Origin of the sequence: Acidovorax soli (assembly GCF_014207955.1) — a bacterium.
Classification (GTDB): domain Bacteria; phylum Pseudomonadota; class Gammaproteobacteria; order Burkholderiales; family Burkholderiaceae_C; genus Acidovorax; species Acidovorax soli_A.
The window spans coordinates 929,471-955,054 of sequence record NZ_JACHLK010000001.1 but is presented as its reverse complement, the minus strand read 5'-3'; the positions used below and the strand labels follow the sequence as shown (position 1 = coordinate 955,054).

The 25,584-nt window shown below is 67.9% G+C and carries 25 protein-coding genes; 8 read left to right on the top strand and 17 right to left on the bottom strand.

What is annotated here, in order from left to right; genetic code table 11:
- Positions 1–12: 12 nt before the first annotated feature.
- From trkA to HNP48_RS04430, 3 genes are all read right to left on the bottom strand, one after another.
- A complete protein-coding gene (gene trkA, locus HNP48_RS04440) occupies positions 13–1,467 on the bottom strand; it encodes a Trk system potassium transporter TrkA (RefSeq protein ID WP_184855615.1) in 1,455 nt (484 codons plus the stop codon).
- Between the two features lie 239 nt (positions 1,468–1,706).
- Complete coding sequence (locus HNP48_RS04435; protein WP_184855614.1) at positions 1,707–2,987, bottom strand: glutamate-5-semialdehyde dehydrogenase; 1,281 nt, start codon at positions 2,985–2,987, stop codon at positions 1,707–1,709.
- A 78-nt stretch (positions 2,988–3,065) separates the two neighbouring features.
- Positions 3,066–4,640 carry a hypothetical protein gene (locus tag HNP48_RS04430; RefSeq protein ID WP_184855613.1) on the bottom strand — a complete coding sequence of 525 codons (1,575 nt, stop codon included), beginning with the start codon at positions 4,638–4,640 and terminating at the stop codon, positions 3,066–3,068.
- Positions 4,641–4,927: 287 nt separating this feature from the next.
- Between HNP48_RS04430 and HNP48_RS04425 the strand changes: the two genes are divergently transcribed.
- A complete protein-coding gene (locus HNP48_RS04425; protein ID WP_184855612.1) occupies positions 4,928–5,209 on the top strand; it encodes a hypothetical protein in 282 nt (93 codons plus the stop codon).
- Between the two features lie 21 nt (positions 5,210–5,230).
- On the opposite strand, the gene holA is transcribed toward HNP48_RS04425, so the two are convergent.
- Positions 5,231–6,286, bottom strand: a complete 1,056-nt coding sequence (holA, locus tag HNP48_RS04420) for a DNA polymerase III subunit delta (RefSeq protein WP_184855611.1) — start codon at positions 6,284–6,286, stop codon at positions 5,231–5,233.
- Positions 6,287–6,519: 233 nt separating this feature from the next.
- Between holA and rocF the strand changes: the two genes are divergently transcribed.
- On the top strand, positions 6,520–7,473 hold the full coding sequence (rocF, locus tag HNP48_RS04415; protein ID WP_184855610.1) for an arginase: 954 nt from the start codon (positions 6,520–6,522) through the stop codon (positions 7,471–7,473).
- A gap of 142 nt (positions 7,474–7,615) precedes the next feature.
- On the opposite strand, the gene lptE is transcribed toward rocF, so the two are convergent.
- The 6 genes from lptE to HNP48_RS04385 all read right to left on the bottom strand — a co-directional run bounded on the left by lptE (position 7,616) and on the right by HNP48_RS04385 (position 13,572).
- Positions 7,616–8,119, bottom strand: a complete 504-nt coding sequence (gene lptE / locus HNP48_RS04410) for an LPS assembly lipoprotein LptE (protein ID WP_184855609.1) — start codon at positions 8,117–8,119, stop codon at positions 7,616–7,618.
- A gap of 2 nt (positions 8,120–8,121) precedes the next feature.
- Positions 8,122–10,833: a leucine--tRNA ligase gene (leuS, locus tag HNP48_RS04405; protein WP_184855608.1), complete on the bottom strand. Its 2,712-nt coding sequence runs from the start codon at positions 10,831–10,833 to the stop codon at positions 8,122–8,124.
- A 99-nt stretch (positions 10,834–10,932) separates the two neighbouring features.
- Positions 10,933–11,373: a biopolymer transporter ExbD gene (locus tag HNP48_RS04400; RefSeq protein WP_184855607.1), complete on the bottom strand. Its 441-nt coding sequence runs from the start codon at positions 11,371–11,373 to the stop codon at positions 10,933–10,935.
- Entirely contained in the window at positions 11,370–12,053 is a 684-nt protein-coding gene (locus tag HNP48_RS04395; protein WP_184855606.1) for a MotA/TolQ/ExbB proton channel family protein, read from the bottom strand. The genes HNP48_RS04400 and HNP48_RS04395 overlap by 4 nt, the downstream gene beginning before the upstream one ends.
- A gap of 21 nt (positions 12,054–12,074) precedes the next feature.
- Entirely contained in the window at positions 12,075–12,905 is an 831-nt protein-coding gene (gene dapB, locus HNP48_RS04390; RefSeq protein ID WP_184855605.1) for a 4-hydroxy-tetrahydrodipicolinate reductase, read from the bottom strand.
- Between the two features lie 94 nt (positions 12,906–12,999).
- A complete protein-coding gene (locus HNP48_RS04385) occupies positions 13,000–13,572 on the bottom strand; it encodes an outer membrane protein assembly factor BamE (RefSeq protein WP_184855604.1) in 573 nt (190 codons plus the stop codon).
- Between the two features lie 92 nt (positions 13,573–13,664).
- On the opposite strand from HNP48_RS04385, the gene fur reads away from it, so the two are divergent.
- Entirely contained in the window at positions 13,665–14,081 is a 417-nt protein-coding gene (gene fur / locus HNP48_RS04380) for a ferric iron uptake transcriptional regulator (protein ID WP_184855603.1), read from the top strand.
- Positions 14,082–14,199: 118 nt separating this feature from the next.
- Here the strand turns inward: fur and hprK are convergent, their stop codons facing one another.
- The 4 genes from hprK to HNP48_RS04360 form a co-directional block, all read right to left on the bottom strand.
- Positions 14,200–15,156: an HPr(Ser) kinase/phosphatase gene (gene hprK, locus HNP48_RS04375; RefSeq protein WP_007857533.1), complete on the bottom strand. Its 957-nt coding sequence runs from the start codon at positions 15,154–15,156 to the stop codon at positions 14,200–14,202.
- Positions 15,157–15,193: 37 nt separating this feature from the next.
- Positions 15,194–15,661 carry a PTS sugar transporter subunit IIA gene (locus HNP48_RS04370; RefSeq protein WP_184855602.1) on the bottom strand — a complete coding sequence of 156 codons (468 nt, stop codon included), beginning with the start codon at positions 15,659–15,661 and terminating at the stop codon, positions 15,194–15,196.
- 108 nt (positions 15,662–15,769) lie between these two features.
- A complete protein-coding gene (gene hpf, locus HNP48_RS04365) occupies positions 15,770–16,105 on the bottom strand; it encodes a ribosome hibernation-promoting factor, HPF/YfiA family (RefSeq protein ID WP_007857535.1) in 336 nt (111 codons plus the stop codon).
- Positions 16,106–16,339: 234 nt separating this feature from the next.
- Complete coding sequence (locus tag HNP48_RS04360; protein WP_184855601.1) at positions 16,340–17,569, bottom strand: MFS transporter; 1,230 nt, start codon at positions 17,567–17,569, stop codon at positions 16,340–16,342.
- A gap of 204 nt (positions 17,570–17,773) precedes the next feature.
- Between HNP48_RS04360 and HNP48_RS04355 the strand changes: the two genes are divergently transcribed.
- Entirely contained in the window at positions 17,774–18,694 is a 921-nt protein-coding gene (locus HNP48_RS04355) for a phosphoribosylaminoimidazolesuccinocarboxamide synthase (protein WP_184855600.1), read from the top strand.
- 63 nt (positions 18,695–18,757) lie between these two features.
- On the opposite strand, the gene trxA is transcribed toward HNP48_RS04355, so the two are convergent.
- Positions 18,758–19,663: a thioredoxin gene (gene trxA / locus HNP48_RS04350; RefSeq protein ID WP_184855599.1), complete on the bottom strand. Its 906-nt coding sequence runs from the start codon at positions 19,661–19,663 to the stop codon at positions 18,758–18,760.
- Between the two features lie 154 nt (positions 19,664–19,817).
- On the opposite strand from trxA, the gene purE reads away from it, so the two are divergent.
- From purE to HNP48_RS04330, 4 genes are all read left to right on the top strand, one after another.
- Positions 19,818–20,312: a 5-(carboxyamino)imidazole ribonucleotide mutase gene (gene purE, locus HNP48_RS04345; protein WP_184855598.1), complete on the top strand. Its 495-nt coding sequence runs from the start codon at positions 19,818–19,820 to the stop codon at positions 20,310–20,312.
- The gene (locus tag HNP48_RS04340; protein WP_184855597.1) at positions 20,309–21,478 is read left to right on the top strand and encodes a 5-(carboxyamino)imidazole ribonucleotide synthase; all 1,170 of its coding nucleotides are present in this window, start codon (positions 20,309–20,311) and stop codon (positions 21,476–21,478) included. The genes purE and HNP48_RS04340 overlap by 4 nt, the downstream gene beginning before the upstream one ends.
- A 19-nt stretch (positions 21,479–21,497) precedes the next feature.
- Entirely contained in the window at positions 21,498–22,514 is a 1,017-nt protein-coding gene (locus HNP48_RS04335; RefSeq protein ID WP_184855596.1) for an L-threonylcarbamoyladenylate synthase, read from the top strand.
- A gap of 113 nt (positions 22,515–22,627) precedes the next feature.
- Positions 22,628–23,584, top strand: a complete 957-nt coding sequence (locus HNP48_RS04330) for an SGNH/GDSL hydrolase family protein (protein WP_184855595.1) — start codon at positions 22,628–22,630, stop codon at positions 23,582–23,584.
- Between the two features lie 66 nt (positions 23,585–23,650).
- Here HNP48_RS04330 and HNP48_RS04325 read toward each other — a convergent pair whose 3' ends face one another.
- Both HNP48_RS04325 and HNP48_RS04320 read right to left on the bottom strand, forming a co-directional pair.
- Complete coding sequence (locus HNP48_RS04325; RefSeq protein WP_184855594.1) at positions 23,651–24,322, bottom strand: OmpW family protein; 672 nt, start codon at positions 24,320–24,322, stop codon at positions 23,651–23,653.
- 39 nt (positions 24,323–24,361) lie between these two features.
- Positions 24,362–25,507: an SGNH/GDSL hydrolase family protein gene (locus HNP48_RS04320; RefSeq protein ID WP_184855593.1), complete on the bottom strand. Its 1,146-nt coding sequence runs from the start codon at positions 25,505–25,507 to the stop codon at positions 24,362–24,364.
- Positions 25,508–25,584: the final 77 nt, after the last annotated feature.

Here is a 25,584-nt window from a genome sequence, read left to right as displayed (position 1 = left end):
CTCAGTCCCGCATCAGAAGAAGGTGGCGCTCACACGGAAGAGCTTTTCCACCTCGCGCACCAGCCGCTTGTGCGGCAGGAAGAACACGACGTGGTCGTTGCTCTCGATCACCGTGGAGCTGCGCGGGATGATGACCTCGGGCTCGCGCAGGTCTTCGGGCGCCACGTCGGGCGAGTCGGGCAGGCCGCGCACGATGAGCCCCATGTGCACTTCGCCGGGCAGCTGCAGCTCACTGACCTTGCGCCCCACCACGCGCGAGCTCTTGCGGTCGCCGCGCGCCACGATCTCCAGCGCCTCGGCCACGCCACGGCGCAGGCTGTGCACGGCCTGCACATCGCCCCGGCGCACATAGGCCAGCAGCTCGCCGAGCATGGCCTGCGCGGGCGACAGCGCGATGTCGATCTGCGTGCCGTGCATCAGGTCGGCGTAGCTGCGCCGGTTGATGAGCGACAGCACCCGGCGCGCGCCCATGCGCTTGGCCAGCAGGCAGGACATGATGTTGTTCTCGTCGTCGTCGGTGAGCGCGAGGAAGAGATCGATCTCCTCGATGTTCTCGTCGCCCAGCAGGTCCTCGTCCGTGGCGTCGCCTTGCAGTACCAGCGTGTCGGCGGGCAGCAGGGAGGCCAGTTCGGTGCAGCGCTGCGCATCGCCCTCGATGATCTTCACGCGAAAGCGCCCACCCTGTCTGGCCAGCTGGCGCGCCAGGCGCAGGCCCACACGGCCGCCCCCGGCAATCATGATGCGGCGCACCGGCTGCACGGCCGCAGCACCGCGCCGGTGCAGGGCCGCGAGCACATGGGCGATGTGTTCGCTGGCCGCGAGCACGAAGACCTCGTCGCCCGGCTCGATGCGCGTGGTGCCGTCGCAGGCCACGAAGCGATCGGGTTCGTCGGGGAAGCGCCGGTAGATGGCCACGATGCGCACCGCGACGTCGGGCGCCCCGGCGCGCAGCTCGGCAATGGTGTGGCCCACCATGGGCGCCCCAAGCCGCGCGCGCACCGAGGCCAGGCAGGCACGGCCGCCCGCGAACTCGCGCACCTGCATGGCCTCGGGGTATTCGATGAGCTTGCCGATGTAGCGGGTCAGCGACTCCTCGGGGCAGATGATGCGGTCCACCGCAAAGCCTTCGGGGCCGACCAGCCGCTCGTCATCGTCGAAGCCCGAGGAGCGCACACGCGCGATGCGCGTGGGGATGTTGAACACGATCTGCGCGATCTTGCAGCAGACCAGGTTGGTCTCGTCCTGCGCGGCGCAGGCGATCAGCAGGTCGGTGTCGTGTGCGCCGGCCTCGGCCAGCACCTGGGGGTCGATGCCGCTGCCCACCACGCCGCGCAGGTCGAAGCGCGACTCCAGATCGCGCAGGCGCTCGGCATCGGTGTCGATGACGGTGATGTCGTTGCGCTCGGAGACCAGGCTCTCGGCCACGCTGTGGCCGACACGGCCGGCGCCCAGGATGATGATTTTCACGGGGGGATGATCGGTACAGGCGGCGTGCGCGTCAAGCCGGCCAAGCCAGTCGGACGGACCGCCGACTCAATTGCCCATGGCGCTGCACATTACCTACGGAGGATGAAACTGGCGCTACCCAAGCCAGTGCCCCCGCGCAAGGGCCGCCCCGCCGCGCTGAGGGCGTCCCCCTCCCGCAGTGCGCAGCAATGCGAGAGAGGGGTGAAGGCGCGAAGCGACTCAGGGGGTGCTTCATTTCCTCAGCCGCGCACCTCGCCTTCGCCCAGCACCACGTACTTGAGCGAGGTCAGGCCCTCGATGCCCACGGGGCCGCGCGCGTGGAACTTGTCGGTGCTGATGCCGATTTCGGCGCCCAGGCCGTACTCGAAGCCATCGGCAAAGCGCGTGCTGGCGTTGACCATGACACTGGCCGAATCCACCTCGCGCAGAAAGCGCTGGGCGTGCACGTGGTCGGTCGTGAGGATGGCGTCGGTGTGGTGCGAGGAGTAGTGGTTGATGTGGGCGATGGCCTCGTCCACCCCTTCCACCAGCTTGATGCTGATGATGGGCGCAAGGTATTCCTCGGACCAGTCCTGCTCGGTCGCGTCCACGAGCTTGGCGCCCGCCACCGGGGCCAGAAGTGCCCGGCTTTCGGGGCACACGCGCATTTCCACGCCCTTGGCGGCATAGACGGCGCCGATCAGCGGCAGGAATTCGGCGGCCACGCCACGCGCCACCAGCAGGCCCTCGCTGGCGTTGCAGGGGCTGTACTTCTGCGTCTTGGCGTTGTCGGCCACCTTCACGGCCATGGCCACGTCGCAGGGGGCGTCCACATAGGTGTGGCAGTTGCCGTCCAGGTGCTTGATCACGGGCACCTTGGCGTCCCGGCTGATGCGCTCGATCAGGCCCTTGCCACCGCGCGGGATGATCACGTCCACGAACTGCGGCATGGCAATGAGCTGGCCCACGGCCTCGCGGTCGGTGGTCTGCACCAGTTGCACCGCGTCCTCTGGCAAACCGGCCTCGGCCAGCGCCAGTTGCACCAGTCGCGCCAGGGCCTTGTTGGAATCGATGGCTTCCGAGCCGCCACGCAGGATGCAGGCATTGCCGCTCTTGATGGACAGGCTGGCCGCCTCGATGGTCACGTTGGGACGGCTCTCGTAGATCATGCCGAACACGCCGATGGGCACGCGCATCTGGCCCACGCGGATGCCGCTGGGCTGCTGCTTCATGCCAATGATCTCGCCGATCACATCGGCCATGGCGGCCAGCTGCTCGCAGCCTTCGGCACAGGTCTCCAGCACCTTGGGCGTGAGCTTGAGACGGTCGACCATGGGTTCGGCCAGGCCAGCGGCACGGGCGCGCTCCAGGTCGCGGGCATTGTCGTCCTGCAGGGCGGCGGTGTGCTCACGCAGCAGGCGCGCCAGGGCGCGCAGCGCCTTGTTCTTGACGGCCGCAGGCGCCTTCGCCATGAGGGCGGAGGCGGCCTTGGCCTGGGATCCGAGGGTGTGCGTGTATTCAGCCACGTTGAGCGCGTTCATGGCCCGATTCTCGCAGAAGCGCCCTCCCCCTGCGTGCCAGAAGGAAGGGCTGGAGCGCGCGCGCTGGCGCCAAGGCGCTCAGTTGAGCGTGTGCACAACCTTGTAGCGCCCCGCGCGCACCATCTCCGCAGCCGCGCTGGCATCGTCCCCCACCCCATAGCCCACCACCAGCTGCACGCCTTCCAGGCCGCTGAAGTTCATGCCCGAGGCAATGCGCACCGGCACCGTGCGCGGCAACGCTCCCGACAGGTAGGCCGGGAAGCCGCCTCCCGTGTACTGCGTCCAGCCATTTGGCCCCAGGAAGAGCACGGTCGAGCCCGCAAATGCAGCCACGTACACGCGCCCGGTCTTGCCACGGTGCAGCGTAGACACCGTGGCACCCACGTCCACCGTCACGTTGCTCAAGGGGCCGGTCTGCCCGCCAGCAAAGGTGCCACTGGCCTCGCCCACGCGGCCGGCATCGAAGGCGGCGCCATTGCCGCCCATCACGCGCACGGGCGCGGTGGTCTTGTCGGTGCCCCCCAGGTTCGTGCCCTTGCCCCAGATCCAGACGCTGCCGTCAGTGCCGATGGCGCCGGAGATCGCAGAGCCCGCCGCCGCCGCGACCACGGGCGGCAAGCCAGCGATGTGCGCGATCTTGGGCACTTCGGTGCTGGGGTTGACCAGGGTGCCGTCGCCCAGTTGGCCGGCGGCATTGACGCCGCAGGCGTGCACGGCGCCGTCGGCGTCCACGAACAGGGTGTGGCCGTCGCCCGGTTCGATCTGCTGGATGCGCGACAAGCCCTGGATGGGCGAGATGTCGATCAGGGCAAAGCCGCCGTTCTGGATGCCTTTTTGGCCGCAGTAGGTGGCGTTCGTCGAGGCCTGGCCCCAGACAGAGACGCCGCCGTCGTTCTTGAGCGCGTAGTACTGGCCGGCAATGTTGATGGAGGTGGCGGCCACGGCTTGCACGCTGCCCAGGGCGTCGAGCACGACGGGGGCGGTGGCGGTGCCGGCCACGGGGGCCAGGGCCTTGTTGCCATTGGAACCCCAGGCGACCACCTTGCCGTCCTGGCGCAGCGAGAGGACTGCCGCGTCCGAGGCGCTCACGGCCACGGCACCTTGCGCGCCGGCCACCAGGCGGGGCGCAGGGTTGCCGCCCGGGCTGGTCTGGCCGGTGCCCAGCTGGGCCGTGCTGTTGCTGCCCCAGGCGAACACCTGGCCGGAGGCATCCGTGGCAAAGGCGGCTGCCGTGTCGGTGCCGGCGTTGATGCTCACGATGTTGCTCAGGCCGTTGATCTGCACGGGCACGCTGGTGCCGTTGCCCCCGGTGCGCCCGCCCGAGTTGTCTCCCCAGGCCCAGACACTGCCGTCGGCCTTGAGCGCCAGCGAGAACGAACCGCGCGCCACCACCTGCACCACGTCCTGCAGCGTCGGGATCTGCGTGGGAGTGGTGCGCGTGGCGGTGTTGCCCAGGCCCAGCTGGCCGCTGCCGCCATACCCCCAGGACCAGACCGTGCCGTCGGCGCGCAGCACCAGCGCGTGGTCATAGCCCATGGAGATGGCCGGCTGCACCGCATGCGCGGAGGTCATCGCAAAGGCCGAGCACAGTGCGGCGGCGCCCAGGGCTGCGGCCGTGCGGAAAGACTTGTTCTTCATCATCAGTTGCTTCATCGGTGTTCTCAGTGGTTGTGTCCATCAGGACAAAAAAATCAAAGACAGGCAGATCGTTCAGAACCCATGGAGGGCTCCATGAACCAGCGGTGTGCGCCGTGCCCGCATCTTCGTGATGCATGGCTGCGAACCGCTTGGCCGCGAGTCTGACGGCGGCGGGCTTTGCAAACAATGGTGTCGCGGCCATGCCGGCGGGCCGGGCGTGAACTTGTGCACGAAGCCGGCACGGAAAATCGCACGCCCGCGCTGCCGCCAGACCTGGCCGGCCTTTCGCGGATACTTGGGGCATGGCAGCCGAACACGACCAACTCACGACATTGCAAGGCGCTCTGGCGCGTTTCAGCGAGGGCAGCTCCAGCGCCTCGGCCCTGAGCGAGCTGGCACGCAGCCAGGCCCAACTGCTCGCGGCCCTGCCGCCGCGCTACAGCGAAGTGCTGCTGAACCTGCTGGACCGCCTCGAATCGAGCGCGCTGTTCTCCGAGGAAAGCTGCTCGTTCAGCCAGAAGGACCTGGTCGCCAACCTGCAGATGTGGGTGGACAAGGCGCGCGGTACGCTGGACGCGCGCTGAGCGCGGCCGCCGCCCGGTCCGTCAGCGTGCTGCGCTAGTCAGTTTGCACAGCTGCAGCGCCAGGCGCTGCAGGGCCTGCCAGCCGTCGGTGGGCCAGTCGGGCACCTTCAGGCCCTTGACGATGCCGTCCACCGTGTGGGCCGACTGCAGCAGGCGCGCCAGCGCGGCGTCGCTGGCCTTGGGCAGGATGCGCTCGAACAGGCGCTCCTTGGGCCCCCAGATGCGGTTCTCGCGCAGGGCCATGGGCAGGGGACGGCCGGCATTCATTGCATCCTTCACGCGCTTCAGGGCGCGGATGTCCTCGGCCAGTGCCCAGTGCACCAGCACCTCGGCCTCGCCTTCGGCCTGCAGGCCGTCGAGCATGCGCTGCACGCGCCCGGTGTGGCCGGCCAGCACCGATTCGGAGAGTTTGAACACGTCGTAGCGCGCCACATTGAGCACGGCCGCCTCCACCTGCGCCTGGGTCAGTTCGCCCGGCGGGTGCAGCAGCGCGAGCTTCTGGATCTCCTGGTGCGCGGCCAGCAGGTTGCCCTCCACGCGGTCGGCAAAGAACTGCAGCGTGCGCTGGCCCTCCTCGCCCGCCACCACGCGCTGGCCCTGCGTGGCCAGGCGCTGGGCAATCCATTGCGGCAGCATGCCGCGCTCGATGGGATCGATCTGGATGGAGGTGCCTTGGCCCTCCAGCGCGGCGAACCAGGCGCCGCTGCGCGTGGCCTTGTCCAGGCGCGGCAGCATCACCAGGGTCAGGGTGCTGTCGTTGCCCCGCGCCGATTCGGCGATCTGCTGCAGCGCCACGCTGCCGTCCTTGCCGGGCTTGCCCGAGGGGATGCGGATCTCCACGATCTGCTTGTCGGCAAACAGGCTCAGCGAGCCACCCGCCGCCAGCACGGCACTCCAGTCAAAGTGGGCGCCCGCCACCGTGTAGGAGCTGCGCTCGGTATAGCCCTGGTTGCGCGCCGTGGCGCGGATGGCGTCCGCAGCCTCCTGCTGCAACAGCGCCTCGTCGCCATGCAGGACATACAGCGGCGACAGGCCCTTTTGGAGATGGGAGGAGAGTTGGGCCAGGGCGACTTGCATGGTGCAAAGTCTAAACGCGCAGCAGGCTTCCGCCCGGGCTGCCGGCAGTCCCTGAAAGGCTCACGCCCTGCAAAATGCCAATCCAGTTGCACAAATTGACCTATCTTTGGCAAGAATTGCACAGGCCATTGTCTTTCCATTGGACGCGCACCGACCCACAATAGCGCCCTGCATGGCCGCCGCGCTACCCGCGCTGCGGCAGCCGCTCCCCACCCCACAAAGGCTTTCTTCGCATGACCATCCTCCCTGCACCGCACCCTGCCGCCAGCCTGATCGGCGCCCCCACCGACATCGGCGCTGGCGCGCGCGGCGCCTCCATGGGCCCCGAGGCCCTGCGCGTGGCGGGGCTGCAGCCGGCACTGGAGCGCCATGGCCTGCAGGTGGTGGACCGCGGCAACCTGAACGGCCCGGCCAACCCCTGGCAGCCGCCCGTAGACGGCTACCGCCATCTGCCCGAGGTGGTGCAATGGAATCGGCTGGTGTTCGATGCGGTCTATGCGGAGCTGCAGCAGGGCCGCTTGCCCATCCTGCTGGGCGGCGACCACTGCCTGGGCCTGGGCAGCATCAGCGCGGTGGCACGCCACTGCGCCGAGAGCGGCAAGGCGCTGCGTGTGCTCTGGCTCGATGCCCATGCCGACTTCAACACCAGCGCCCTCACCCCCAGCGGCAATGTGCACGGAATGCCCGTGGCCTGCCTGTGCGGGCTGGGCCCGGCGGAACTCACGGAACTGGCCGGCATGCCCGGCGGCGGCCCGGCCCTGCGCCCCCAGCAGGTGCGCCAGATCGGCATCCGCAGCGTGGACGCGGGCGAAAAGCGGCTGGTGCACGAGCAGGGCCTGGAGGTGTTCGACATGCGTGCCATCGACGAGATCGGCATGCGCCAGGCCATGCAGCAGGCCCTGGCCGGCATGGACGACAACACCCACCTGCACGTGAGCTTCGACGTGGACTTCCTCGACCCGGGCATCGCCCCCGGGGTAGGCACCACGGTGCCCGGTGGCCCGACCTACCGCGAAGCCCAGCTGTGCATGGAAATGATCGCCGACAGCGGCCGCCTGGCCTCGCTGGACATCATGGAGCTGAACCCCGCTCTGGACGTGCGCAACCAGACGGCCGAGGTGGCCGTGGACCTGGTGGAATCACTCTTCGGAAAAAGCACTTTGATGCGAGTACCGCCGCTGAAATGATGAAGGCTTCGGCCTCTCGGTGGCACCGCACGCGCGCAACGACCGAAACCGGCGCGCCCGGTACCAGAGCCCCCGTGCAAGGGCCGCCCCGCCGCACCGGGGGCGTCCCCCTGGGGGGATGGCGCAAAGCGCCTCAGGGGGGCTACCTTTTCACCACGGCGAGGCGGCGCAGCAGCTGCTGCACGATGTCCGTCTGCATGTTGCGGTAGAGCAGCGCCTCTTCGGCCTCCTTGGCCAGGGCGATGGTTTCGTTGTAGCTGATGTCACGCTGCTGCAGCAGCTCGGTTTCGGGAATCAGCTCGCTGCCGTTGGCGCCGCGCACCCGGAACTTCACGCGCAGGCGCAGTTGCAGCTCGCGCACCTGGCCCGAGGCGTTCTGCCCCACGACCACGCGCTCGCGCTGCTCGGACAGCAGCTCCAGCCCGACCTGCGCCTTGGGCAGGTCGGCCAGATCGCGCAGCACCGTGAGCTTGGTGCCCGAGCCTTCCAGCGTGCGCTGCAGCTCGCGCGCCAGCGTGGAACTGGGGGCCGCGGCGATGAGCAGCACATCGAACGAGAACTCGGGCACGCCGCGCAGGCGGAACCCGCAGGCCGTGAGCAGCAGCGCGGCAGGGGCCGCCAGGAGCAGGGTGCGCTTGGTCGGCATGCTTACACCACCACGTTCACCAGGCGCCCGGGCACCACGATCACACGCTTGGGCGCGGCACCGGCGGCCTGGGCGACAAAGGCTTCGCTGGCCAGCGCAATGCGCTCGATCTCGGCCTTATCGGCCTGGGCCGGCACGAGGATGGAGCCGCGCAGCTTGCCGTTGACCTGCAGCATGAGTTCGATCTCGTCCTGCACCAGGGCGCCGGCATCCACCTGGGGCCAGGGTGCATCGAGCAGCTCGCCCAGAGAACCGGCGTAGCCCAGGCTGGTCCACTGCGCATGGGCAATGTGGGGCGTGGCGGGGTACAGGCAGCGCAGCAGGATGCCGAAGCCCTCGATCAGCGCCACCTGGGCACCGGCCGAATCCGTGGCCTTGAAGTCCTCGAGCGCGTTGATCATCTTCATCGCGCCCGAAACCACGGTGTTGTACTGCATGCGCTGGTAGTCGTAGTCCACCTGCTTGAGCACGGTATGGATCTCCAGGCGCAGGGCCTTGGCCTCCTTGCCGAACTGCACGTCGGCCAGGCTGGTGGCGCCGGCCACGCTGGCCAGCGCCGCATCGCGGTCGATGGCAGCGAGCTTGAAGCCGAAGTTCCACACCCGGCGCAGGAAGCGGAAGCTGCCTTCCACCGCCGCATCGTTCCACTCCAGCGTGGCTTCGGGTGGGGCCGTGAACATGGTGTACAGGCGGGCCGTGTCGGCGCCGTACTTGGCGATCAGGTCCTGCGGGTCGACGCCGTTGCGCTCGGTCTTGCCCATCTTGCCGACACCGCCGTACTCCAGCAGCAGGCCCTGCGCAAACGCACCTTCGGCTTCGTTGAGCTTGCCGCCGGTGATGCGGCCCTGGGCATCCAGCACCGGGGTCACGCCCTCGGGCGGGAAGTAGCTCTTGCCGCCCTTTTCGTCGCGCGTGAAGTAGATGTGGTTGAGCACCATGCCCTGCGTGAGCAGGTGGGCAAACGGCTCATCCACCGTCACCAGGCCCAGGTCGCGCATGACCTTGGTCCAGAAGCGCGCGTACAGCAGGTGCAGGATGGCGTGCTCGATGCCGCCGATGTACTGGTCCATGCCGGCGCCGCCGGTCACGGTCTTCTGGTCGCGCATCCAGTAGGCCGTGCCATCGGCCACCATGGCGTCGTTGTTCTTCGGGTCGCAATAGCGCATGAAGTACCACGAACTGTCCACGAAGGTGTCCATGGTGTCGGTCTCGCGGCGAGCGGCCTTGCCGCAGACCGGGCAGGTCACGCCGGCATGGAAGCCTTCGTGCTTGTGCAGCGGGTTGCCCGAGCCGTCGGGCACGCAATCGGTGGGCAGCACCACCGGCAGGTCCTTCTCGGGCACGGGCACGGCGCCGTGCTCTTCGCAGTGGATGATGGGGATGGGTGTGCCCCAGTAGCGCTGGCGCGAAACGCCCCAGTCGCGCAGCCGCCAGGTGGTCTTGGTCTCGCCCAGGCCCTTGGCCTGCAGGGCGTGGGCCACGGCGGCCACGGCCTCCTTGTAGCCCATGCCGCTGAAGCTGTCGGAGTTGATGGTCACGCCGCGCTGCTTGTCGCCGTACCAGTCGTTCCACTGGTGGTAGTTGAAGTGCTCGCCGTCCACCAGCACGACCTGCTTGATCTCCAGTTTGTACTTGAGGGCAAAGGCGAAGTCGCGCTCGTCGTGCGCAGGCACGCCCATCACGGCGCCATCGCCGTAGCCCATGAGCACGTAGTTGCCCACCCACACCGGGATCTGCTCTTCGGTGATGGGGTGCGTGACAAACAGGCCGGTGGCAATGCCCTTCTTCTCCTGGGTCGCCAGCTCGGCCTCGGTCGTGCCACCGCTCTTGCATTCCTCGATGAAGGCAGCGACGGCGGGGTTGCTGCGTGCGGCATGGGCCGCGAGCGGGTGCTCGGGCGCCACGGCGCAGAAGGTCACGCCCATGATGGTGTCGGCGCGCGTGGTGAAGACGTACATGCGGCCATCGCCGATCACCTTGCCGTCATCGCCTTGGATGTCGTGCAGGAAGGCAAAGCGCACGCCCTCGCTCTTGCCGATCCAGTTCTCCTGCATGAGCTTGACGCGCTCGGGCCAGCCGGGCAGCTTGTCGCCGGTCACGAAGTCCAGCAGCTCCTCGGCGTAGTCGGTGATCTTGAGGTAGTAGCCGGGGATCTCGCGCTTTTCCACCGTGGCGCCGGTGCGCCAGCCCTTGCCGTCGATGACCTGCTCGTTGGCCAGCACGGTCTGGTCCACCGGGTCCCAGTTCACGACCTGGGTCTTGCGGTAGGCGATGCCCTTGTCCAGCATCTTCAGGAACAGCCACTGGTTCCAGTGGTAGTACTCGGGGTCGCAGGTGGCGACTTCGCGCGACCAGTCGATGGCCAGGCCCATGGCCTGCATCTGCTTCTTCATGTACGCGATGTTCTCGTACGTCCACTTGGCCGGGGGCACACCGTTCTTGAGCGCGGCGTTCTCGGCCGGCAGGCCGAAAGCGTCCCAGCCCATGGGCATGAGCACGTTGTGGCCGTTCATGCGCAGGTAGCGCGTGAGCATGTCGTTGATGGTGTAGTTGCGCACGTGGCCCATGTGCAGCTTGCCGCTGGGGTAGGGCAGCATCGAGCAGGCGTAGAACTTCTTCTTGTTCGCGTCTTCGACCACGCGGTAGGCGTCGCGGGCGGTCCAGTGGTCTTGCGCGGCGCGCTCAACCTCTTGGGGAGAGTATTTGTCTTGCATGGAGGCTCGGGTCAGGATGGGTGCAGCCACAGGACTGCGCTGCGCGGATTTTAGGCTGTCGGGCGCGCCGCGCTGTGCGCATGCCCCGCCAGCGGATTTTCAGGGGGTTTTCGGGGCGCCCGGGGCAGGCTGCGGCTCGGCCACGAAGCCGATGCGCTGCAGGCCGGCGGCATGGGCCGCGCCCATGACTTCCACGATGCGGCCATAGGGCACGGCGGCGTCGGCACGCAGCTGCACCTCGGTATCAGGGGCCGTCGCGCCGATGCGCTGCAGGCGCTCGGCCAGCGCGGCCTGTGCCAGGGGCTGGTCGTCAAGGAAAGCCTGGCCGGTGCGGTCCACCACCAGGGTGAGGGCCTTGGCTGGTGCGCCCGCCGCCGTGCCCTCGGCGCGCGGCAGGTCCAGGCGGATGGAGCTGGCCATGAGGGGCGCTGTGAGGATGAAGATCACCACCAGCACCAGCATCACGTCAACCAGCGGCGTCATGTTGATGTCGCTCATGGGCTGAGGCCCCTGGGTGCGCTCGAGGCGGCCGAAGCTCATGGGGCCTTGCTTGCGACGTGATCCTGGGCCGCCGTGTCGATGCGCAGCTCGCGCAGGTCGCGTGCAAAGCCCTCCAGATCGGCCTCGATGCGCCCGATGAGCCGGCCGCAGACGTTGTAGGCCAGCACGGCCGGAATGGCCACGGCCAGGCCGGCAGCGGTCATGACCAGGGCCTCGCCCACCGGGCCGGCCACACGGTCGACGGTGATCTGCCCGGCGCCCGCCATGGCCGAGAGCGCGTGGTAGATGCCCCAGACGGTGCCCAGCAGGCCCACGAAGGGCGCCGTGGAGCCCACGGTGGCCAGCAGCACCTGGCCGAACTGCAGGCGCCCCAGCACGCCGTGCAGGGCGTCGCGCAGCACGCGCGTGAGGCGCTGCGACAGGCTGCCCATGGACGCCAGGGCCGAGGGAGAGGCGGCATCGGCCACGGTGTTGACCGCCTGCACCATGGGCAACACCAGGGCCAGCCGGTCAAAGCCCTGCAGGCGCAGGGCGGCCTCGGGCAGCGAAGGGGCCTGCCAGACGGCGGCCACGCAGCGCGCCACGTCGGCGCTGGCGCGGCGCAGCAGGCGCAGTTTCCAGACGATCACCACCCAGCTTGCGACCGACATGGCCAGCAGCAGCAGGGCCGAGCCCTGGGTCACCGCATCACCTTGCCGCCACCAGTGGAGTGCATCCATGCGCGCGAGCCGCCTTGGGGCTTACTTGAGGTTCAGCACGTCGAACATGTCGTGCAGGCCGGTCTTGTGCGCTGCCAGGTAGCGCACGGCGCGCAGGCTGCCCTGGGCGTAAGTGGTGCGGCTGCTGGACTTGTGCGTGATCTCGATGCGCTCGCCGATGCCGGCGAACAGCACGGTGTGGTCACCCACGATGTCGCCACCGCGGATGGCGGCAAAGCCGATGCTGGAGGGGTCGCGCTCCCCCGTGATGCCCTCGCGGGCGTAGACGGCGCATTCCTTGAGGTCACGGCCCATCGCCTCGGCAATGACCTCGCCCATCTTCAGTGCGGTGCCCGAGGGCGCATCCACCTTGTGGCGATGGTGGGCCTCGATGATCTCGATGTCATAGCCCGTGGCCATGGCCTTGGCGGCCATTTCCAGCAGCTTGAGCGTGACGTTCACGCCCACGCTCATGTTGGGCGCCATGACCACGGCCGTGCGCTGTGCCAGCGCCGCGATCTCGGCCTTCTGCTCGTCGGAGAAGCCGGTCGTGCCGATGACCATCTTCACCCCCAGTTCGGCGCACACGGCCAGGTGGGCCAGCGTGCCTTCGGGGCGGGTGAAATCGATCAGGACGTCGGCATTCTGCAGCCCGGCCTTGATGTCCGAGGTGATGGCCACGCCGCTGGCATGGCCGAGGAAGGCCGTGGCGTCCGAGCCGATGCCGGGGCTGGCGGCCACGTCCAGTGCGCCGGCGAGCACGCAGTCATCGGTGGCGCGCAGGGCCTCGATGAGCATGCGGCCCATGCGGCCCGATGCGCCGGCAACGGCCACGCGCACGGGGGTGGAGGCTGTCGAAGAATTCCCTGCCATGTGTTTCCTGGATTCGCAAAAATGGTCGGCAGACCAAAAACAATGAAGAAAAAGCCCTCTGGTTACGCGCCTGCACGCCCAGAAAGCGGCCTTGTCAGCGCCCAGGCGCTTCGAGAGGCGGATAGCGGGTGGGGGCCATTTCCTGCGGGGCTGCGTCGGCCGCCTTTTCGGCAGGGGTTTCGGCCTTGCGCGCGGGGTAGCGCGCCAGTTGGTCTTGCGTCGCCTCCAGCACGGGCACCTTGCCCTTGCCTGCGCGGCCACCGTCGAGTGAGGCGACGAATTCGGCCTCGGAGGGCATTTCGTCGCCTTCCGATCGGGCCAGCACATCGCCTTCGAAGAACACCGTGAGCTTGCGGGTCACGAGCTCGGCCGAAGGTTTCTTCAGCGTAAAGACGTATTCCCAGCGGTTGGCATGGAACAGGCTGGTCACCAGGGGGGTGCCCAGGATTTCGCGCACCTGCTGGCGGCTCAGGCCGGGTTTCAGGGCCTCGACCTGCTCACGCGAGACGAAATTGCCTTGCACGATGTCGATCTTGTACGGCGTGACCACGGTGGCCAGGCGGCGGCTGGCGCCGTCCAGGCTGCCGCACCCCGCCAGGGTACCGATGGCAGCACCCAGCAACAGGATCGAGCCCAGGCGGGCGTGGATACGGGCATTGACTGGCATGGGAGAAAGACCTGAGGATATGATTCAAACCATTGTAGCGGCAGCCTCTCGCTCCCTGCCTTTCCCGGGACACCGGCAACCAGGACCCATCCATGACCAATATCGACGAACTCAAAAGCACCGGCCTGAAGGCAACCCTGCCGCGCCTGAAGATCATGGAGATCTTCCAGAAGGGCACGCAGCGCCACATGACGGCCGAAGACGTGTTCCGCGTACTGCTCGAGGAGCGCTCGGACATCGGCCTGGCCACGGTGTACCGCGTGCTCACGCAGTTCGAGCAGGCCGGCATCCTGATCCGCAGCAATTTCGAGAGCGGCAAGGCCGTGTACGAGCTCAACGAGGGCTCGCACCATGACCACTTCGTCTGCACCTCGTGCGGCAAGGTCGAGGAGTTCTACGACCCCGAGATCGAGAAGCGCCAGCAGATGGTGGCCAAGTCCAAGGGCTGGGTGGTGCAGGACCACACCATGGCGCTGTACGGCCAGTGCGCCGATTGCGCCAAGAAGTGAATCCCCCCTGAGTCGCCTTCGGCGCCTTCCCCCCAGAGGGGGGACGCTCCCAGCGCGGCGGGGCGGCCCTTGCGCGGGAGCACTGGCCTCGGCCGCGCCAGTTTTGGCGGCCTGAGCTCTAGCCGCCGGTGTCGCGCTCCATGGCGCGGCGGTGGCGTTCGACGAATTCCTGGTAGGTGTCGATGCCGCGCAGCTGCAGGATGGTGTTGCGCACCGCGGCTTCGACCAGCACGGCGATGTTGCGGCCGGCGACCACCTGGATCACCACCTTGAGCACGGGCACGCCCAGCACGTCCTGGGTCAGCGGTTCGTAGGGCAGGCGTTCGTAGTCACGCTCCAGCGTTTCCTTGCGCACCAGGTGCACGATGAGCTTCAGGCGCATCTTGCGGCGCACGGCCGTCTCGCCGAAGATGGCACGGATATCGAGCAGACCGATGCCGCGCACTTCCAGCAGGTTCTGCAGCAGCTCGGGGCACTTGCCCTCGATGGTGGTCTGGTTGATGCGGAACAGGTCCACCGCGTCGTCGGCCACCAGGCCGTTGCCACGCGAGATCAGCTCCAGGCCGAGCTCGCTCTTGCCCAGGCCCGATTCGCCGGTGATCATGACCCCCAGGCCCAGGATGTCCATGAACACGCCGTGCATGGTGGTGCGGTCGGCGAAATGCTTGGACAGGTAGGCCCGCAGCACGTCGATCACGAACGCCGAGGACTCGTGCGTGGAGAACATCGGGATCTGCGCGCGCTCGCACATCGAGACCAGCGCATCGGGGGCGGTCTGGTTGTCGGCCAGCACCAGCACCGGTGGCTCCAGGGTCACGATGCGGGCGATGCGGCGCTTGCAGTCGTCGGGCGAGGCATTGCTCAGGTAGGCAATCTCGCGCTCACCCAGGATCTGCACCCGGTAGGGGTGGATGTAGTTGAGGTAGCCGACCAGGTCGGCGCCCGAGCGGGCCGAGCGCACCGCCACCTCGTCGAAGCGGCGCTCGGAGGCCCCCAGGCCTGCGACCCACTCCCATTTCAGCGCGCTGCGGAATTCCTCGAACAGGACATCGGCGCTGACGACATTGGGTTTCACGGCCGGGCTGCGGGGGGAATGCGCGGTGCCGCAGGGCTCAGGCAGCCTGGGTGGACTGCCAACCGGCGATCATGCCGTGCAGTTCGGCGGCGTCGGTGCTGGCCTTGAGCTTTTCGCGCAGCGCGGAGTCGCTCAGCAGTTCGGCGATTTCCGACAGGATTTCCAGGTGCTTCTGGGTCGCCGCCTCGGGCACCAGGAGGAAGATCAGCAGGGCCACCGGCATTTCGTCGGGGGCATCGAAGCCGATGGGGTGGGCCAACTGGAACACGGCGGCCATGGGGGCCTTCAGGCCCTTGATGCGGCCGTGCGGGATGGCTACGCCATGGCCCAGGCCCGTGGAGCCCAGGCGCTCGCGCGCGAACAGGCTGTCGGTGATCAGGGCACGCGAGAGCCCGTGCTGGCTCTCGAACAGCAGACCCGCCTCTTCAAAAGCACGCTTCTTGCTGGTGGAGTCCACGCTCACAAGCACTTGGGCGGGAGGCAGGATGGAGGCGAGTCGGTTCATGGTCAGAGGTAACAATTATGCACATATTGGCAAAAACCCTGAGCAATTTACAAGGGGCCACAAAAAAACCGCCTCCAGGGGCGGTTGCTGTGGGCCGCAATGCAACGCTCAGGCGTGCATTTCGCGCTTGGCAGCTTCGTGGTGGTGGTCCTGCAGGCGGTCCTTGTGGCGCACCACCTGGCGGTCCATCTTGTCAACCAGCTCATCCACCGCAGCATACAGGTCCGAGTGGGAACTTTCGGCAAACAGGTCATTGCCTTTCACATGGATGTTGCATTCCGCTCGCTGGCGCTTTTCCTTTTCCTTTTGCTTCTCTACTGTCAGCAGCACCTTGACGTCTACTACTTGGTCGAAATGGCGATTGATCCGGTCCAGCTTGGTTGTCACGTAACTGCGCAGCGCTGGGGTAACTTCGAGGTGGTGACCGCTGATCGTCAAGTTCATAAATAAGTCTCCTGTGGCTCACGGTGGAACAAATGGCCGCCCTTGATCAGAGTTGCGGCCTGGCGAACTTGGATGCATCCATCGACGGGTTCACTATGCGCCCGCCGTCCCCGAAATGCAATCCCATACCGCCCCCGCCCACTGGGTTATGCCGGCCAAGGTGCCAGCAGCCCGAAAAGGGCGCACAATGGCAAAGTCGACCGGGAGCCGGTTGACCCGGGGAACCCGGCCCTCTTATGCCGCCCGCCCCGGCGCTGCGCCATGCAGCACCAGCCGCCCCACCACCACGATGGACAGCACGCTGGCAACGATGCCGACCACGGCAGCCATCCAGTAGCCCTGCACCAGCCCCTGGGCATCCCGGCTGATCAGCACGCCCCCGACCAGCGAAGCCACCCCCATGGCCGCCGATTGCACCGAGGCATTGAGCGTCATGAACGTGCCGCGCAGCTGCGGATTGGCGGCCGAGGTGATGATGGCCATGCCCGGGATCATGCGCCCGCTCATGAAAGCGAACATCAGCGTGGAGACCGTGAGCACGGCCCACAGCGGCACCCCATGCACCGTGGTGATGCCGAGCAGGCAGGGCCCCACTGCCAGGGCCAGCCAGCGGAAGGTACGCACCTTACCGCGCGCATCCGTGAGCCGCCCGAACAGGCGCGCGGTGAACAGGGTCACGACCCCGCCGCACAGGTAGATCAGCGGCACCTGGTCGGTGCGCACGCCGGCATTGGCCTGCATGTAGATCGTGATGTAGGGGATCACCGTGAAGCCGGTGGACATCAAGAGGCCCGAGAACACGAAGGCCCAGCGGTGGTTGGCGTCCCTGAGCACCTCGGCAATGCCGCCCAGCGCCGTGCGCTGCTGGCCAGCCGCCAGGTGGGCATCCAGGGTGGGCAGCGTGCGCGCGGCAAACACCAGCAACAGCGCACACATCGCGGCAATCGCGAAGAAGGGCATGTGCCAGCCGCCATGCTCGGCCAGCACCAGCCCGAGCGGAACCCCGGCCACCGTGGACACCGAGAACGAGGTCATGACGATGCCCATGGCGCGCCCGCGCCGCTCGAAGGGCACCACATCAGCCACCACAGTCTGGCACAGGGCCGAGAGCACGCCGCCGAACATGCCGGCCAGCACGCGCGCCACCATGAGCGTGGCGTAGGTGGGCGCCAGGCCACAGGCCAGGGTGGCCAGGCCGAACAGCGCGTACAGCGCCAGCAGCAGGCGCTTGCGGCCGAAGCGGTCGATGTAGGTCGAGGCCAGCAGGCCCGATGCACCGGCCGAAAGCGTGTAGGCCGACACCAGCAGGCCGAACTGCGCGTCGCTGATGGCAAAGATGCGCGTGAGCTGCGGGCCCAGCGGCATCATGATCATGAAATCCAGGATGTGCGTGAACTGCACGCCCGCCAGGGTCAGCAGCAGCCACAGTTCGCGGCGGGGAGTCAGGGGATGGGACGTGGGCACAGGGGCGTTGCCGGCGAGGGCATGGTGAAAGCAAGCCCGGCAGTGTGCCGCCCCTCGGGATGGGCCACAAGCCCCCGTCCCACCGGCCGTACCGCCCCGGCGCGTAAAATCGCCACGCTGTACAGCGAACGTGGCCGCGCGGGTGCGCGCCCTCCCTTTTCCCAGGCCTGACCGCAGCGGACATCGACTGCCCACACCGACACCATGACCCAGCCAAGCTCCAATGCCCTGCACACCTCTGCCCTGACCTCGCTGCCCCTGCTGGCGCGCGGCAAGGTGCGCGACAACTACGCCGTGGGCGACGACCGCATCCTGATGGTGGCCAGCGACCGCCTCTCGGCCTTCGACGTGATCATGGGCGAACCCATCCCCGGCAAGGGCGAGCTGCTCACGCAGATGGCGCTGTTCTGGTTCGACAAGCTCGGCCACATCTGCCCCAACCACCTGACCGGCGATGCCCCGGAGAGCGTGGTCACCCCGGCCGAGGCCGCGCAGATCCGCGGCCGCTCGATGCTGGTGCAGCGCCTGCAGCCGATTCCCGTGGAAGCCGTGGTGCGCGGCTACCTGGCCGGCAGCGGCTGGAAGGAATACCAGGAATCGCGCTCGGTCTGCGGCGTGCCCCTGCCCGAAGGCCTGACCAATGCCGCCAAGCTGCCTGCGCCCATCTACACCCCGGCCGCCAAGGCGGCCGCGGGCGAGCACGACGAGAACATCACCTTCGAGCGCACGGTGGAGATGATCGGCCTGCCGCTGGCCACGAAGATCCGCGACCTGAGCATCGCCATCTACCAGGCCGCGGCCGAGATCGCCCTCACCAAGGGCATGATCATCGCCGACACGAAATTCGAGTTCGGCCTGGCGCCCGATGGCACCCTGGTGCTGATGGACGAGGTGCTCACCCCCGACAGCTCGCGCTACTGGCCCGTGGAGGGCTACGAGGCAGCCCTGGCCGCCGGCCAGAACCCGCCCAGCTACGACAAGCAGTTCGTGCGCGACTGGCTGGAGCAGGCCCAGATCAACGGCAAGCCCTGGGACAAGACCCCGCCCTCGCCGCGCCTGCCGCGCGAAGTGATCGAGAAGACCGCAGCCAAGTACCGCGAAGCGCTGGAACGCCTGGTGGGCTGATTTTCCGGCCCCGGCAACGCAAAAAGGCTCCCTCGGGAGCCTTTTTGCATGGGGCGCGCGGATTTAGCTCAGCACGACGCTCGACAGCCGGCGGCGGTAGGTGGCCACCACCGGGTCGTCGGGGGGAATCTGCCCATCGGCCACCTTGGGCTTGGGCGGCTCGATGATTTCCAGGATGGCCACATAGGTCTTGCGCGCCACCTCGTCGCCCCAGGCCTTGTCGCGCATGAGGATCTCGAGCAGCTCGTCCATGGCATCGGTCCAGCGCTGCTCGGTGATGAGCCAGCGTGCCTGGGCCAGGCGGGCGTCGAAGTCGCGCTTGTTGGCGGCGATCTTCGCCTCGAAGGCGGCGGTGTCGCCCGCGCCTTCGGTGGTGGCCACGGTGTCGATGGCGTCCATCCAGACCTTGAGCGCAGCAATCTTGCGCGCATTGGGCGCCTTGGCGATCACCGGGGCAAAGGCCACCTTGGCGTCGTCGTCGCGGCCCAGCTGCAGCAGCAGCTTGACGTAGTCGAAGCGCGCATCGTCATTGGCCGGGTCGGTCGCCACGGCGTGCTGCAGCTTTTCCAGCGCGGTGTCGGTGTCGCCATCGGCCAGGGCATCCTGGGCCTCCTCTTCCTGCTCCTCAGCCTCCAGGGCCTCGGCCGTGGGCACGTGCTTGTCCAGGAACTCGCGCACCTTGCCTTCGGGCAGGGCGCCCATGAAGCCATCCACGGGCTGGCCGTTCATGAGCAGCACACAGGTCGGGATGCTGCGGATGCCGAACATGCCGGCCAGTTGCTGCTCCTGGTCGGAATCGATCTTGGCCAGGCGAAAACGCCCTTCGTATTCGGTCTCGAGCTTCTCCAGCACCGGGCCGAGCGACTTGCAGGGGCCGCACCAGGGCGCCCAGAAATCCACCAGAACCGGGACTTCCATCGAGGCGGCAATCACCTCGGCTTCAAAATTTTCTACGGTGACATCAATCATGGTCGGGGGCCCAGGGCCGGTGAAGCAAGTTGGCGCTATTTTGGCGCATTGAAACAACCCCGTGGCAGGGGGGCCATCGCAAATCGTAAAATCGGGGGTTCCACCTACAGCGCCCAGGCGGACCGCAATCCGCCCAAGCGCCCCCACACACACCATGAAACCCATCCAGATCGGCGTGGTCATGGGCTCCAGCAGCGACTGGGAGACCATGCAGCATGCAGTGCAGATTCTTGAGCAATTCGGCATTTCCCACGAGGCGCGCGTGGTGTCGGCGCACCGCATGCCCGACGACATGTTCGCCTACGCCGAGGCCGCCGCGGGCCGGGGCCTGAAGGCCATCATCGCCGGTGCCGGCGGCGCAGCCCACCTGCCCGGCATGATCGCCGCCAAGACCACCGTGCCGGTGCTGGGTGTGCCCGTGGCCAGCCGCCACCTGCAGGGCGTGGACTCGCTGCACAGCATCGTGCAGATGCCCAAGGGCATCCCGGTGGCGACCTTTGCCATTGGCACGGCCGGCGCTGCCAACGCAGCCCTGTTCGCCGTGGCCCTGCTGGCCAGCGAAAACCCCGCACTGCGCCAGCGCCTGGAAGCCTTCCGCGCCGAGCAGACGGAAGTGGCGCGCAACATGGCCTTGCCCCCCGCCGCATGACCACGCTTTCCGCACCGCTTCTTCCTGGGTCCACCCTGGGCGTCCTGGGCGGCGGCCAGCTCGGCCGCATGTTCGTGCACGCGGCCCAGGCCATGGGCTATTTCACCGCCGTGCTCGACGCCGACCCCACCAGCCCCGCAGGGCTGGTGAGCCACCACCATGTCCAGACCGGCTACGAAGACGCGGCAGGCCTGGCCGAGCTGGCGCGCCTGGCCGATGCCGTGACCACCGAGTTTGAGAACGTGCCCGCCACCGCCCTGGCAGCGCTGGGCGCGCTGCGCCCGGTGTCGCCTGCAGCGGGTGCCGTGGCCGTGGCGCAGGACCGTGCGCAGGAAAAGGCCCATTTCGTGCGCTGCGGTGTGGCGTGCGCGCCCTACGCCGTGATCGAAACGGCCGAGCAACTCGCCGCGGTGCCCGCCGACCTGCTGCCCGGCATCCTCAAGACCGCCCGCATGGGCTACGACGGCAAGGGCCAGGTGCGCGTGAAGACCGCCGCCGAGCTGGCCGCGGCCTGGGAGTCCGTGGGCCGCGTGGCCTGTGTGCTCGAAAAGATGCTGCCGCTGGCACTGGAGTGCTCGGTCATCGTCGCGCGCGGTGCCGATGGCGCCTGTGTGCACCTGCCCGTGCAGCGCAACCTGCACCGCGATGGCATCCTGGCAGTGACCGAGGTGCATGCCGCCAACCTGCCCGACACCGTGGCCCGCCAGGCCATTGCCGGGGCCATCTCCATTGCCACCGGCCTGGCCTACGTGGGCGTGCTGTGCGTGGAGTTCTTTGTGCTGCAGGACGGCAGCCTGGTGGTCAACGAGATTGCGCCGCGCCCGCACAACAGTGGCCACTACAGCCAGAACGCCTGCGACGTCTCGCAGTTCGAGCTGCAGGTGCGCACCATGGCCGGCCTGCCGCTCACGCAGCCACGCCAGCACAGCCCGGCCTTCATGCTCAACCTGCTGGGTGACCTGTGGTTCGCCGCAGACGGCAGCCAGCAGACGCCCCCCTGGGCCGAGGTCCTGGCCCTGCCCGGCACCCACCTGCACCTGTATGGCAAGCGCGACGCCAAGCGCGGGCGCAAGATGGGGCACCTGAACATCACCGCCGACAGTGCCGATGCCGCACGCGCCACCGCCCTCAAGGCCGCTGCCCTGCTGGGCATCGCCCCGTTCTGACCGGCCCGGACCGCATTCCATGATCCTTGACGGCACCCAGCCCGAATCCATTGCCGCCGCCGCCCGTACGGTGCGCAGCGGCGCCCTGCTGGGCCTGCCCACCGAGACGGTGTATGGCCTGGCCGCCGATGCCAGCAGCGATGCGGCCGTGGCCCAGATCTTCGCGGCCAAGGGCCGGCCCAGCGACCACCCGCTGATCGTGCACGTGGCCGATGCTTCGGGCATCGCCCATTTCGCGAGCGAGGTCCCGGCCTTCGCCAAGGCCCTGGTCGATGCGTTCTGGCCCGGCCCCCTGACCATCATCCTGCCGCGCCTGGCGGATGTGGCCACGGCAGCGACCGGGGGACAGGCCAGCGTGGGCCTGCGCTGCCCGGCACACCCGGTAGCGCACGCGCTGCTCGCGGCCTGTGCGGCCCCTGGCGAGGGCAGCGAACTCGGTGGTCCACCCGTCTGGGGGGTTGCCGCCCCCAGCGCCAACCGATTCGGCCGGGTGAGCCCGACCACGGCACAGCATGTGGCGAGCGAGTTTGGCAGCGAGCTGCTGGTGCTGGACGGCGGGCCCTGCGGCGTGGGGATCGAATCGACCATCGTCGACTGCACGCGCGGCCGGCCGGTGCTGCTGCGCCCGGGGGCCATCACGCGCACGCAGATTGCACGGGCCTGCGGCATGCAGCCCTTGTCCCCAGAGGAGCTGCCCGAGCACACGCCACGTGCCTCGGGCACGCTGGAGGCGCACTATGCCCCCAACGCCAAGGTGCGCCTCATGGATGCCAAGGCCTTGCAGACCGGCCTGGACCTGCTGGGTGCCGACGCCGCCCACATGGCGATCTATGCCCGCGCGGCGCTGCGCACCCGTTCTTCCAAGCTGGTCATGCGCCGCATGCCCGATGATGCTGCCGCAACGGCGCAGCAGTTGTTTGCGGTGTTGCGCAGCTTCGACGACGAGGGCGTGAAGCTCATCTGGATCGAGACCCCGCCGGCAACGCCCGAATGGGAGGGGGTTCGCGACCGGCTGCAACGGGCCGCCGCCTCCTGATGCAGGGAACCGCCGGCACCCGCCGGAACTCCCTCTTCCGCTGTGCCGTGACAAGCCTTTACATGCCTTGACACAGCGTCGTTAAACTAACACCCCATTTTCTGGAGAAATACATGGCAGCAAATTGGATGCGCCGCACCGCCCTGGTGGCCGCATGCGCGTCGGCCGCACTGCTTGCGGCTTGCGGGTCGAGCACGACCGAGTCGGCTTTCACCCCCGAACGCCTGGTGGCCTTTGGCGACGCCTACAACGACGTCGGCCAAAAGGGAACGCGCTATTCGGTCAACGATGGCAGCGTGAACAATTGGACGCTGCAGGTCGCATCGCGCTACGGCCGCACCCTGGCCGCATCGTCGGCAGCCGGCGGCCGCAGCTATGCCGTGGGCAATGCGCGCGTGGCCGCCAAGCCCGATGCTGCCGGTGTCGCGACCACCCCGACCGTGACCGAGCAGATCGACGCCTTCCTGGCCGCGGGTGGCGTGGCCACCAATGACCTGATCTTCATCAACGGCGGCCCGAGCGACGTGATCGCCGGCATGGCCGCCGTGACCTCGGGCAGCCTGAGCACCACCGACATGGTGGCAGCTTCGCGCAAGGCCGGCCAGGACCTGGCGACCCAGGTGCGCCGCCTGGTCACCGCCGGCGCCAAGAACATCGTCGTCACCGGCACCTACGACCTGGGCAAGACGCCCTGGGCCAAAACCATCAACCGCGAGTCGCTGCTCAGCGACGCCAGCAGCCGCTTCAACGAAGGCCTGCTGGTGAGCATCGTCGACCTGGGCGCCAACGTGCTCTACGTGGACTCGGCCTACTACGTGAACCTGTATGTCGGCACGCCCGCCAACTACGGCTTCAACAACGCCACCACGCCCGTGTGCACCTCGCTGGACACGGCCAACGGTATCGGCATCGGCGCCGGCCAGGTCAACTCCGCCCTGTGCACGCCCTCGACCCTGCTGACCGGCGCCAACCAGGACTCCTACGTGTTCGCCGACAGCGTCTACCTGACGCCCAACGCCCACCGCCAGTTCGGCAACTACGCCTACGACCGCCTGCGCGCGCGCTGGTAAGCCGCGCTGCCCTGCACCCCCCCAAAAAAGCCGACCCTCGGGTCGGCTTTTTCGCATGCGGAAGGCTCAGAAGCGGTATCCGACCCCGATGGCGATGACGTCGGGGTTCAGCCGGGTGCTGATCGACTGGCCCGAAGACAGATGCGTCGTGGTCTTGAGGAAGCTCTTGTAGTAAGCCGCATCGAGCGACCAGCGCTCGTTGATGCTCCAGACAAAGCCGATCTGCGGAGTGATGCCCCACTTGTTGTCCACCGAGGCCGTCGTGGGGCGCGACGGAGTGCCGCCGGTCAGCCCGCTCAGGGTGGCCGTGCTGCGGGTCTTGAAGAAGCGGCTGTAGGTCAGGCCCAGGCCCACGTAGGGGCGGAACTTGGCCTCAGGCTCGGCGAAGCGGTACTGCGCGAACACGGTGACCGGCAGGACCTTGGTCTCGCCAAGCTTGCCCACGCCTGCGATCGCGCCATCGCCCTCGATGTCGTGCTTGAAGGGCAGCGCCAGGGGCACGTCGATGGCCCAGTGGTTGGTGAGCATGTAGTTCACGCCACCAGACAGTGAAGTGGCATTGCCCACGTCCACCGTGGTGCCTGGAAAGCTCGGGGCGCTGAGGTTGCCGCTCTTGACCTGCGGGGCGATGTGGGTGAAGCCTGCGCGCACGCTGAAGGTGCCGGCCACCTGGGCCGAGGCACTGGTGCCCAGCAGCAGGGTCGCCGCTGCCAAGCCCAGCCGGGAGAAATGGTGCATGAGTAACTCCTTGGAAAGTACGGAGACCACGGCGGCGGTTTACAGCCAGCCCGCCCGCGACAGCGAGCGCGAGACCAGTTGCCCGATCAGCTGGTGGCCATAGGGCGTGGGATGGAAACTGTCGGAAAAGCCGTAGCTCTTCCACCAGTCCGCGCCCCCGGTGGCCCCGGCAGGGGGCACCATGGCGGAAAGCGCAGTCGCGGTGCAGCTCGGGAAGCTGTAGGTCGGCAGGCCATCGCTGCCCAGGCCGGTCGCAGGGCAGGCCGGCGTGGTGGTGTTGGTCAGCTGGTACTGCGCAGGGTTGGTCGACTGGTCCTTGAACGAGGTGTAGAAGTCCACCACCACGACCTTGGCATCACCCGCCAGGCTGGTGGCCAGCTGTGCATTGAAGGCCTGGACCCAGCCGTCGAACAGGGCTTCGGCCTGCTTGGCGGCGTCGGCACCGCGCTGGGCCGCGATCGAGCCCAGCACCATCTGGAAGCGGGGCGTGCGGGTGATGCCCGGGGCGTTGAGCACGGCCACGCGCGGCGCTCCCTTGGCCACGGTGTTGGCCTGGATGGTCGCGGCAAACTGCTGGGCCAGCGCCTGCATGTAGGCGCCACCGATCTGCGCCATGCCCGTGGCACCGCTGGCCAGGGCCGTGTTGACGGTGGCTGCGGGCAGCACACTGGTGAGCATGGCCGCATAGGCCTGGCCATTGTCTGTGGAGGCGCGCAGGTAGGCCCCCACCAGATCGGCCGCGTCGTTGCCGCCACCATCCACCAGCACCAGGTCCGAAGGGCTGTAGCCAGCATTGCCCAGGTCCTTGAGCTGCTGGGTGATGGAAACCGGCGAGGTGGGTGCGGTGAAGTTGTTGATGCGGCCGCCGCTCACGGCGTAGTTCAAGCAGCTGTTGTTGGCCACGAACGCCGTGCCGTTGAACAGGTAGTGCGCGCACAGGGTCTGGCCATAGCTGGTGGCCACACGCTCGGGCCAGATCGGGGTGGAACCGGGCCCCGTGGCCGCCGCGCCTTGCACGGTGGCCTTGAAACCGAAGGTGCCGCTGTCGGCCAGGCTGTCGCCAGCCACCTTCACTGCGGTCACCGGGGCAGCAGGCGTGGTGTCCGAGCCACCGCCACCGCATGCAGCCAGCAGGCAGGCCGCTGCCAATGCCGAAAAGGCAGCCTTGCATTGTCTTGTGTTCAAGGGGTTCTCCAGGTAACGGATGTTTAAAAAGCACGACCGTGCTTTTTTCCAACAGACATCCTACCCCTGCATGCAGC

Coding starts and splice junctions, on each gene's coding strand:
- HNP48_RS04435 (WP_184855614.1), bottom strand. CDS start 2,987: ATGAACGCGCTCAACGTGGCTGAATACACGCACACCCTCGGATCCCAG.
- HNP48_RS04430 (WP_184855613.1), bottom strand. CDS start 4,640: ATGAAGCAACTGATGATGAAGAACAAGTCTTTCCGCACGGCCGCAGCC.
- HNP48_RS04425 (WP_184855612.1), top strand. CDS start 4,928: ATGGCAGCCGAACACGACCAACTCACGACATTGCAAGGCGCTCTGGCG.
- holA (WP_184855611.1), bottom strand. CDS start 6,286: ATGCAAGTCGCCCTGGCCCAACTCTCCTCCCATCTCCAAAAGGGCCTG.
- rocF (WP_184855610.1), top strand. CDS start 6,520: ATGACCATCCTCCCTGCACCGCACCCTGCCGCCAGCCTGATCGGCGCC.
- lptE (WP_184855609.1), bottom strand. CDS start 8,119: ATGCCGACCAAGCGCACCCTGCTCCTGGCGGCCCCTGCCGCGCTGCTG.
- leuS (WP_184855608.1), bottom strand. CDS start 10,833: ATGCAAGACAAATACTCTCCCCAAGAGGTTGAGCGCGCCGCGCAAGAC.
- HNP48_RS04400 (WP_184855607.1), bottom strand. CDS start 11,373: ATGAGCTTCGGCCGCCTCGAGCGCACCCAGGGGCCTCAGCCCATGAGC.
- HNP48_RS04395 (WP_184855606.1), bottom strand. CDS start 12,053: ATGGATGCACTCCACTGGTGGCGGCAAGGTGATGCGGTGACCCAGGGC.
- dapB (WP_184855605.1), bottom strand. CDS start 12,905: ATGGCAGGGAATTCTTCGACAGCCTCCACCCCCGTGCGCGTGGCCGTT.
- HNP48_RS04385 (WP_184855604.1), bottom strand. CDS start 13,572: ATGCCAGTCAATGCCCGTATCCACGCCCGCCTGGGCTCGATCCTGTTG.
- fur (WP_184855603.1), top strand. CDS start 13,665: ATGACCAATATCGACGAACTCAAAAGCACCGGCCTGAAGGCAACCCTG.
- HNP48_RS04370 (WP_184855602.1), bottom strand. CDS start 15,661: ATGAACCGACTCGCCTCCATCCTGCCTCCCGCCCAAGTGCTTGTGAGC.
- hpf (WP_007857535.1), bottom strand. CDS start 16,105: ATGAACTTGACGATCAGCGGTCACCACCTCGAAGTTACCCCAGCGCTG.
- HNP48_RS04355 (WP_184855600.1), top strand. CDS start 17,774: ATGACCCAGCCAAGCTCCAATGCCCTGCACACCTCTGCCCTGACCTCG.
- trxA (WP_184855599.1), bottom strand. CDS start 19,663: ATGATTGATGTCACCGTAGAAAATTTTGAAGCCGAGGTGATTGCCGCC.
- purE (WP_184855598.1), top strand. CDS start 19,818: ATGAAACCCATCCAGATCGGCGTGGTCATGGGCTCCAGCAGCGACTGG.
- HNP48_RS04340 (WP_184855597.1), top strand. CDS start 20,309: ATGACCACGCTTTCCGCACCGCTTCTTCCTGGGTCCACCCTGGGCGTC.
- HNP48_RS04335 (WP_184855596.1), top strand. CDS start 21,498: ATGATCCTTGACGGCACCCAGCCCGAATCCATTGCCGCCGCCGCCCGT.
- HNP48_RS04330 (WP_184855595.1), top strand. CDS start 22,628: ATGGCAGCAAATTGGATGCGCCGCACCGCCCTGGTGGCCGCATGCGCG.
- HNP48_RS04325 (WP_184855594.1), bottom strand. CDS start 24,322: ATGCACCATTTCTCCCGGCTGGGCTTGGCAGCGGCGACCCTGCTGCTG.